The following is a 10,030-nucleotide window of genomic DNA, read 5'->3' on the forward strand; positions in this document are numbered from 1 at the left end:
GGCCGGGCGCTCCTCGCGGTCAGACCCGGACGACGATCTTCCCGACGGCGTGACCCGTCTCGGACGCCCGGTGGGCGTCGGCCGCGTCGGCGAGGTCGAAGACCTGGTCGACGCGGACCGAGAGAGCCCCGGCCTCGGCCATGCGGCCGAGCTCGTCCAGGTCGTCCGACGACGGACGCACCCAGGCGTAGATGCCGTCGTGCTCGGTGCGGGCGGTCGGGTCGGCGACGGAGACGACGACGCCGAGGTCGGAGAGCAGCTCGCTGGTCGTGTCCATCACGCCGCCGACGTAGTCGAGGATCACGTCCACCCCGTCGGGCGCGAGCTCGTCGACCCGGGCGAGCAGTCCGTCGCCGTATGCGACGGGCTCGCCGCCGAGCGAGCGCACGTAGTCGTGGTTCTTCTCCGACGCCGTACCGATGACACGCGCGCCGCGGGCCGTGGCGATCTGCACGGCGAACGAGCCGACACCACCCGCGGCGGCGTGGACGAGGACGGTGTCGCCCTCCGAGACACCCGCACGGTCGATCGTCTGCAGTGCCGTCAGGCCGGCGAGCGGAACGCCCGCCGCCTCCTCGAAGGACCACGCAGCGGGCTTCTTGGCCAGCGTGCGCACCGGGGCCGCGACGTACTCGGCGAACGTCCCGGCCTGCATCCAGTCCTTGCGGACGTAGCCGAAGACCTCGTCGCCGACCTCGAACTCAGGAGTGTCGAGGCCGACCTGCTCGACGACGCCGGCCACGTCCCAGCCCGGCACGACGGGGAAGACGGTGTCCATGAGGCCGTCGAGGTATCCCTCGCGCACCTTCCAGTCGACAGGATTGACGCTCGCCGCCTTCACGCGGACGAGGACCGAGTCTGGGCCGACCTTGGGGACCGGGAGCTCGCTGAGCTCGAGGTTGTCGGCGCTTCCGTAGCTGCTGTAGGTGATTGCTCGCATGCCGGGCCAACGGTGCGGGCGTCCGCGGCATTCCAGTTTCACCGGTCGAGATGGACGGTGTGACGTGACGAACACGCACAGGGTGCGTTCGGGTTCGAGTCGTATCCTCCACCGGTGGACACGCCAACTTCTGAGGTCGCTGAGACGTCGGCCCGCATCCGGGACATGCGACGCCTCTTGATGACTTATCGATTCGGGCTGGACGAATTGATGACCAAGATCGTGGTCCTGCGCGACGAGTTCCGGGAGATCCGGGACTACAACCCGATCGAGCACATCGGCTCCCGCGTAAAGTCGATCGAGTCGATCATCGGCAAGGCGCAGCGCAAGGGCATCCCGCTCACCCCCGACGGGCTGCGCGAGGGGATGTTCGACATCGCGGGGATCCGGATCACCTGCGGGTTCGTCTCCGACATCACGCGCGTCCGTGACCTCCTGGTGGGGCAGAGCGACCTCACGCTCGTCGAGGAGCGGGACTACATCACCCACGGCAAGCCCAACGGGTACAAGAGTCTGCACCTGATCTTCCAGGTGCCGGTCTTCCTGTCGGACCGGGTCGAGAACGTCACCGTCGAGGTCCAGATCCGCACGATCGCTATGGACTTCTGGGCGAGCCTCGAGCACAAGATCCACTACAAGTACGGGCACGACGTGCCGAAGCACCTCATCACGGAGCTCAGGCTCGCCTCCGACGTCGCGTCGCAGCTGGACCGCTCGATGGAGCGGATCCACGACGAGGTCCTCGAATACACGCGCCTGCAGCAGGCGAGCGGTGTCGACCCGTACGACGAGGCCTTCCCGATCCCGACGATGGCGCTCGAGGCGCTGCGTGAGATGACCGACGTCCAGCGCGAGGGGGGTGCGGGGGAGCGGTAGGGCGCGGGCGAGGTGGTGTGGCTCACCCGTCGGCCGGGCGTCGCCACCGCACCAGATCCGAGCGGTTGCTCTAGTCTTTATCAAGACTTGGTCGCACAATGGGACGATCGGGACGAAGGTGTCCTGGCTGAGCTTCCGTCGGCACTCGCCGTCACTGGGGTCGGGACCGGCGGGATCCGCATCGAGGTATGCGGGAGTGAAGGGAGGCGTCGGTCGCTGTGGGAGCGGCCGGCGCTTCTGCCTTCTAGTTGCCGCCCTGGACCGCCGGCGCAGGTTCGGTGAGTCGGCCGACGAGTTCGAGAAGCTCGTCCACGCGTGCGTCCTTGGTCCGGCGCGAGCGTCGGTCCGGGTCCCAGTCGCCCGTGCGTGAGGCCTCGAGGTACAGGCCGTCGCCCATGAGGACGATCGCCCGGGCGATCACGGGGTCGCCGACCGCCTCCTCGACCGCGGCGTGCCACCCGGCGTGGGCGGCGGCGAGCGCATCCCGTGCCTGGGGGTAGATGTCCTGAGGGAGTCGGGTCACGGCGACGTACACGCGGTCGAAGGCGGTGTCCGACTGCGCCGAGGTCCGCAGGAAGTGGTCGACCGGACCCTCGGGGACGCTCCGCATGTCGGCCACGTCCGCCGCGGCGAGCTCGCCGAGCAGCTCGAGGAGGCCGTCGACGAGGGCCTGCTTGGAGGCGAAGTGGTAGAGGAGGCCGCCCTTCGAGACGCCGGCCTCCGCGGCCACGGCGTCGAACGTCGCGGCGCGTTCCCCCTGAGTCACCAGAATGCTGGCGAAGGCGTCGAGGACCTTGTCACGGGCAGCAGGTTGCGCGGGCATCTTGCCACCCTACCGTCCGGACGTTACTGTACCGTCCAGACGGTTTTACTAGACCGTCCGGACGGTTTGAAGCATCGACCGTCCCGGTCAGAAGTCTCGGCGCCACCGCGTCGTCCTGATCCGCCCCGAGAGGAGTCGCCCCATGGCCATCACCCTGCCCGCCAACCCGCTGCGCCGTCGGACCGAGGCGGCCCCCTCGCGATGGGTGGCGCTCGCCGTCCTGATGCTCCCCGTGCTGCTCGTCTCCATCGACAACACGGTGCTCAGCTTCGCCCTGCCGCAGATCTCCGTGGCGCTCGAGCCGAGCGGCACTCAGCTGCTCTGGATCATCGACGTCTACCCGCTCGTCCTGGCGGCGCTGCTCGTGCCCATGGGATCGCTCGCCGACCGGATCGGCAGGCGGCGGCTTCTGCTCACCGGTGCGACCGGGTTCGCGGTGCTCTCGGCCGTCGCCGCGTACGCACCGAGCGCCGAGGCGCTGATCGTCGCGCGCATCGGGCTCGGGGTCTTCGGCGCCATGCTCATGCCCGCCACGCTGTCGCTCCTGCGCAACATCTTCGTCGACCGTGAGGAGCGGCGGCTCGCGATCGCGATCTGGGCGGCAGGGTTCGCGGCCGGGGCGGCGCTCGGCCCGATCGTCGGCGGGTTCCTGCTCGAGCACTTCTGGTGGGGCTCCGTGTTCCTCCTGGCGGTACCCGTGCTGCTCGTCCTCCTCCTCGCCGCGCCCGCCTGCGTGCCGGAGTCGGCGGACCCCCACCCGGGCCCGGTCGACGTGCCGTCGATTCTGCTCTCCGTCGCCGCGATGGCCCCCGTCGTCCTCGCGATCAAGTCCTTCGCCAAGGACGGCGCCACCTGGGTGGCGTTCGCGGCACTCCTCGTCGGCGTCGTCGCCGGCGTCGCCTTCGTCCGTCGCCAGCTGCACCGTCCCCGGCCGATGCTCGACGTCCGACTCTTCGCGATCCCCGCGTTCTCGGGGTCGGTCCTGATCAACCTCCTCTCGATCCTCGGCTACACCGGGTTCCTGTTCTTCGCGTCCCAGGACCTCCAGCTCGTCATGGGACTCAGCCCGATGACCGCCGGCACCGCGCTGCTGCCGGGCCTGCTCGTCATGGTCGTCGCCGGCCTCGCTGTCGTCCCGATCGTTCGCACGATCCGTCCGGCCTACGTCGTCGCCGGCGCCCTCGGTCTCTCGGCGCTCGGGTACACGATCATCGCGGTGGCGGGGGACTCCGCGGCCCTGTGGCCGATCGTGCTCGCGTTCGTCTTCGTCTCCGCGGGGATCGGCGGGGCCGAGACGGTCTCCAACGAGCTGGTCGTCTCCACGGCCCCGGCGCGTCAGGCAGGTGCCGCCTCGGCGATCTCGGAGACCGCGTACGAGGTGGGGGCGGTGCTCGGAACGGCTCTGCTCGGTGGCGTGCTCACGGCGCTCTACTCCTCGCGTCTCGTCGTCCCCGCCGGCGTCAGCTATGCGGACGCCGGGGCGAGCCGAGAGACCCTGGGCGGCGCCACCGAGGTGGCCGCCACGCTCCCGGCGGAGCAATCGGACGCGCTCCTCGCCTCCGCGCACGCCGCGTTCGGTTCCGGCGTGGTCGTCGTCGCGGCGCTCGCGGCCGTGGCCATGGTCGTCGCCGCGGTCATGGCGCTCGTCACGCTGCGTCGCGCGAGGGTCTGAGCGCGCCGGTTCGCTTCGGGCGGCCAGTTCGTCCACTCTGTCCCCATGAGCACGCGACGAGTCCCGCCCCGCTGGGTCCGCTGGACCCTCGTGACGGTCCTCCTGCTCGCGTCGTGCGTGACGTTTGGGATCACGACGGCGCGGGCCGACCTGGCGCTCGGCCCCCACGAGGCGCGATACGACGTCACGTCGGACTCCCAGGTCGTCGTCGACGTCGGCCCGATCGGGACGCTCGAGATCGACTCGCCTCTGCCGTTCGGTCTCGGGATCCGGGTCACCGTCGGAGAGATCCCGGCCGACCTGCGGACGGTCGACGGCGACGACCCGCTCGGGGCGCTCGCGGGCGACGCGGAGAGCTACCTGCAGCTCTTCTCGGACCCCGAGACGACGGTCCGGCGTGTCGCCGAGGAGCTCGTCGCGGACGCCGTGCAGCGCACGATGGCCGCGGCACTCGTGGTCGCGGGTGTCGGCGTGGGCGGCTACCTGCTGCTCGGCGTCCGCCGTCGTGAGGAGCTCGCGTCGCGCCTCGTGCCGCGCACCTGGGAGATTACGGCAGGGGTCACGGTCGTCGTCCTCGTCGCTGCCGTCGTGCCGCGCGTCGTCGTGAGCTCGACGGAACAGGCTCCACCCGCCCAGGTCTTCGCCGGGACCCCGCTCGAGGGGGCGCGGATGACCGGACGCCTTGCCGGCGTCGTCGACACCTACGGCTCCATGGCCATCGACCTCTACGACGAGAACGAGGCGTTCTACGCCGCCGCCGACGCGGAGCTCGACGACGCGTGGGCGGAGCGGTTGCACGACCAGGAGATCGACGACATCGCCCGGTCGGTCGGGCTGAAGGAGCCCGACGGCGCCCCCGCGGACGACGACGTCCTCACCTTCGTCGTCGTCACGGACCTGCACTGCAACACGGGGATGTCGCCCTTGATCAGGACGACGCTCGAGCGCAGCGGTGCGCAGGTCCTCCTGAACGCGGGGGACACGACGACCAACGGCACCTCGGTCGAGGACGTCTGCGTCAGCTCGTTCGCCGACGCGGTGCCCGATGGCGTCGACGTCGTCGTCGCGGACGGGAACCACGACAGCGTGGTGACCTCCGAGCAGGAGGCCGCCCAGGGATGGCGGGTGCTCGACGGGTCTGTCGTCGACGTTCACGGCATGCGCGTCCTCGGTGACCGGGACGCGCTCGAGACGCGGGTGGGCTCGGGGTCGTACACCTCGACCGACGAGACCTCCGACGAGCAGGCGGCACGCATCGAGCAGACGGCGTGCGAGGACGACGACGTCGACCTGCTCCTGATCCACACGCCGAGCGCCGGGACCCCGGCGATGAACGCCGGTTGCGTCCCGTTCCAGATCTCGGGGCACCTGCACCGGCGGATCGGCCCGGTGCAGATCGGCGAGGGCTTCCGCTACGTCAACTCCTCGACGGCCGGGGCAGCCAGCGACCAGCCGACGGTCGGCCCCCTCAACGGGATCGCCGAGATGACCGTGCTCCGGTTCGACACCGAGGCGCGCCGCATGATCGACCTGCAGCTCGTCGAGGTCACGCCCGCGGGGACGGCCGCCGTGGGCGAACGTGTGCCGGTGCCCGCTCTGGCGGGCCCGGGTGCAGTCCCGGTCGAGGAGTCGCTGGAGGACCCTGCGCCCGAGGTCGAGGCTGACGCGGACGGCGCGTAGCGGCACCTGCCCCGGGAGCCCGCGGATCGAGCGAAGGCAATCAGTCCGGAATAACACTATTTCGCACTGAGTGTTCCCTCGCTCGTTGTTCTCGCGAAGGGCTCCCGAGCGGGAGTTCGTCGGGCATCATTGTGAAGACAGAAATTATCGGTCTTTCCCGACAGAAAGCAACGATATCTGGGTTTCCTGTTGCGGACCTGAAAATTCGATGTGGCAATGGTGTGCATGGTGCTTGTCAGGGCTGACGGGCGCGCCGTCCACCGATGGGGGAAAGACCGTGACCAGATCGATGACTGCACGCCGTGGCGGGAGTGACCAGACCGGGACCAGAGCGGTGCGCCGCCAGGGTCTGGCAGGCGCCGTCGGCAGCTCACTGGTGCTGACGCTCGGCCTCGTCGCCGCGCCCGTGGTCTACGAGCCGCTGGCGAACGACCTCCCGGCGGCCGAGGCCGTCCCGGGCAGCCCGGGCGTCATGGAGGCGCCGACGAACTTCTACGCGGAGAACTTCGAGAACGTCACGTGGCAGGAGCCGGTGGGCGCCGGTGGTGGGTCGGACGAGGCGGCGTGGGACGCCGACGACTACGTCCAGTCCCTGACGGAGTACCCGTTCGGTGACGACGGGACGGCGGCCGACTTCCAGCCCGGGTATGTCAACGAGAACGGTACGACGACGTACTCGGCAGACAGTCCATGGGCAGCCGGGAACAACTGCAACGGGTTCATCGTCGCCCAGCACACGAACGGGGTCGGTTTTCAGAACCTCAGCGGCGACTTCCCGATACCAACCTCGGGCCCGGCCGCGGCGTGTGGCGAGCCGCGTTCGTTTAACGGGGTGCTGCTGATGGCGAACGTGATGGGTCAGTATCACAACAACGCGAACCAGTACCCGTACTTCGACCAGGATCTCGGAAACCCTGAGAGTCAGTTCGACAACCACGTCGTCAGTTCGTACACCTCGGGATCGGCCATCGAGCCTGGGACGATGCTGGAGTTCGACGAGCCGATCGACGTGGACCCGGGGCGCTATTACCAGGCGTCGGTCGATATCGCGGCGATGAGTTGCATTACGACGGGGAACGGCGCGATCCCGCAGATCTACCTCACGCAGTCCGACGGTACCGAGTCTCCCGTGTTCTCGAACGCGATCAACACCTGCAGTCCCGGCGCTCTGGGCGAGATCTACCCGTACGGGCCGGGCGGGGACAGCACCGCGGTGGGCCGCCAGCGGACGACGCGTGTCGGGACGTTCCTCGGTGACCAGGCGCTGCGATCGACCGGCGACACCCTCGGCATCCGGATCAACAACGACCAGTCGGCCACGGGTGGCAACGACAGCGCGTTCGACAACCTGGTCGTGCTCGACACCACGCCGAAGATCGACAAGGAGTTCACCCCGGCCCAGGCGCCCGTCGGGACGCCGGCCGAGCTGACCTTCACGATCACGAACACCTACGACCCGGTGCTCGGGGAGGACACGCCGTCGGGACCAAAGGAGGACTTCGGTTTCACGGACACGATCAACGACTCGGACCTGCAGCTCACCGGCACCTCGGAGACGACGTGTGGCGACGGCACGGTCACGGTCGATCCCGCGACGGGCACGGTCGATCTGGTGGGTGGCGACCTCGTCGACCCCAACCTCGTCAGCTGCACTGTCACGGTCGGCGTCACCTCCGACGTCGAGGGCACGTTTACCAACGGCCCCGATGACATGGAGTTGATCGGCCTCAACCCTCCGGGTGACACGGACATCACGTTCTTCGAGGACGGGCTCTCGTGCGATTCTGACGCCTACCTGCTGCAGAACAACCCTGCCGACCTGTCGACGGTCAATCTCGTCAACGGCGACTCGGAGGAGATTCTTTCCGACTTCTATCCCAACAACGTCAATGCGGCCGGGTACAACCCCGTCGAGGACTTCATCTACGGGATCGACAACACGGCCAGCCCGCACGAGATCGTCCGCCTCGGAGCATCCGGGCAGGCGGTGAGCATCGGGGCCCCCGACGATCCGCTGGGCATCGGTTGGCCGAACAGCGCGGGGTGGCAGACCGGTGACTTCGACACCGCCGGATACCTCTGGATCATGGACGGCCAGCTCAACTCAGGGACACCGTGGCGGCAGATCGACCTCGTGCCGGGGTCCCCGACCTACGGCTCGATCGTCGACGGCGGGCAGGTCGCACGTCCCAGCTCGGTCAGGACGATCTCGGACTGGACCTACAACATCAACGACGGTCTCTTCTACACCTTCTCGGAGAACACCAATCAGGTCGGGGTGTCTCTGGTGACCTTCGATCCGGCGAACCCGGGTCTGACCGTGGTGGAAGGCCTCGGAACACCGACGGCTCCGGACGGGACCAGCGGACGGATCTTCGGCGCGATGTACTCGGACGCCGATGGAAACATCTACGGGTCGCTCAACAACAACGGCGACATCTTCCGGTACTCACCCGATGGCGAGTTCAGTTTCTTCGCCTACGGTCCTCCCTCGGCCGGGAACGACGGCGCACGGTGTGTCCTTGCTCCGCTCCCGCTGGACTTCGGTGACGCGCCCGACAGCTACAACACGCTCCTGGGGTCAGAAGGTCCGTTCCACTCGGTGATCGATGACGTCGACGACCCGCTGTTGACGATCGGTGACTCGGTGACGGTGGAGTCTGATGGTCAGCCGGATGTGTCGGCGGGGCTGGATGAGGATGATGCGTTCGCGGAGGATCCGACGGTCAACGTCGACGCGGACGAGTCGACTCTGACGATTCCGATTACGAATAACTCGTCTGATGGTGCGGCGTTGGCGGGGTGGATCGACTTCGACCTCAGCGGCACGTTTGACGAGGACGAGCGGTCGGTGATTGACACGGGTCTGGCGACGGGTGATGCGGTGTTGACGTGGTCGGTGCCGGCGGATGCGGTGCCGGGCGATTCGTATCTGCGTCTGCGTGCGGCGCTGGTGCCGGGTGATGAGCTCCCGACGGACACGTCGGACATCGGTCCGGGTGTGGGGTCGGGTGAGGTCGAGGACTGGCCGATCACTCTGGAGGTGCTCCCGCGTGATTTTGGTGATGCGCCGGACACGTTCGGGACGTTGGATGCCTCGGGTGGTGCGAGCCATGGGGTGATCGATTACGACGACACGACGAACACGGCTCCGTTGATGCTGGGTGACTCGACCACGGTGGATGTGGAGGAGGACGGTGTTCCGACGGTCGGTGCTGATGGTGACGACCTGGCCGGTGTTGATGACGAGGCCGCGATTGCCGAGCCGGTGGTTGCTGGGTTGGACAGCCCGTTCGTCACGAACGTGACGGCAACCAACGACAGCCTCACCGACGCGACGCTCGTCGGGTGGCTGGACGTGAACAACAACGGTGTCTTCGACACCGGTGAGGTCAGCGATGTCGTGACGGTCCCGGCGGAGTCAGGTTCGGCCGAGTACGCGCTGACCCTGCCGGCGCCGACGTCGACGGACGACACGTATCTGCGTCTGCGCCTGTTCGCGGGCGGTAATGACACGCCGTTGCCGACGGGTGCGTGGACCGGTGGTGAGGTGGAGGACTACCTGGTCACGGTGGTCGAGCCGGAGCTGGTGGTGGAGAAGACGCCGTCGACGACGGAGGCCGCCCCGGGCCAGGACGTGACGTACACGATCACGGTGGAGAACACCGGTGCGGTCGACTTCACGGAGTCCAACCCGGCGACGGTCAGCGATGACCTGTCGGGTGTGATTGATGATGCGACGTACAACGACGACGCGGCTGCGGCCTCGGACGTGGACGGCAACACGCCGCCTGCGCCGTCGTACACGGAGCCGGAGCTGACCTGGTCGGGTCCGTTGGCTGCGGGTGAGACGGTGACGATCACGTACACGGTCACGGTCGCGGACCCGTTGTCGGAGTCGGGGGACGGGGTGCTGGACAACGTCGTGAGTGCACCGTTCTCGAACTGTGAGGACACCCCGGATGCGCCGGAGTGCAACCCGCTGGTGCCGATCAAGTCGTTGGAGATCACGAAGTCTGCCGACCCCGGTGATGAGGTG

At 68.3% G+C, this 10,030-nt stretch carries 6 protein-coding genes; 4 read left to right on the forward strand and 2 right to left on the reverse strand.

Annotated elements, in window-relative coordinates; translation table 11 throughout:
- Window positions 1-19: 19 nt before the first annotated feature.
- A complete protein-coding gene (locus Q343_RS0112065; RefSeq protein WP_029253828.1) occupies window positions 20-940 on the reverse strand; it encodes an NADP-dependent oxidoreductase in 921 nt (306 codons plus the stop codon).
- 180 nt (window positions 941-1,120) lie between these two features.
- Between Q343_RS0112065 and Q343_RS0112070 the strand changes: the two genes are divergently transcribed.
- The gene (locus Q343_RS0112070) at window positions 1,121-1,816 is read left to right on the forward strand and encodes a GTP pyrophosphokinase (RefSeq protein ID WP_345940104.1); all 696 of its coding nucleotides are present in this window, start codon (window positions 1,121-1,123) and stop codon (window positions 1,814-1,816) included.
- A 244-nt stretch (window positions 1,817-2,060) separates the two neighbouring features.
- Here the strand turns inward: Q343_RS0112070 and Q343_RS0112075 are convergent, their stop codons facing one another.
- Window positions 2,061-2,639, reverse strand: coding sequence for a TetR/AcrR family transcriptional regulator (locus Q343_RS0112075; RefSeq protein WP_029253830.1), 579 nt, complete (start codon window positions 2,637-2,639; stop codon window positions 2,061-2,063).
- Window positions 2,640-2,781: 142 nt separating this feature from the next.
- Between Q343_RS0112075 and Q343_RS0112080 the strand changes: the two genes are divergently transcribed.
- From Q343_RS0112080 to Q343_RS0112090, 3 genes are all read left to right on the forward strand, one after another.
- A complete protein-coding gene (locus tag Q343_RS0112080; protein WP_029253831.1) occupies window positions 2,782-4,311 on the forward strand; it encodes an MFS transporter in 1,530 nt (509 codons plus the stop codon).
- Between the two features lie 45 nt (window positions 4,312-4,356).
- Window positions 4,357-5,991, forward strand: a complete 1,635-nt coding sequence (locus Q343_RS0112085) for a metallophosphoesterase family protein (RefSeq protein ID WP_155990736.1) — start codon at window positions 4,357-4,359, stop codon at window positions 5,989-5,991.
- A gap of 289 nt (window positions 5,992-6,280) precedes the next feature.
- On the forward strand, window positions 6,281-10,030 hold a 3,750-nt coding region (locus tag Q343_RS0112090; protein ID WP_155990737.1), incomplete at its 3' end, for a GEVED domain-containing protein.

The organism is Paraoerskovia marina DSM 21750, assembly GCF_000701465.1.
Lineage (GTDB): Bacteria > Actinomycetota > Actinomycetes > Actinomycetales > Cellulomonadaceae > Paraoerskovia > Paraoerskovia marina.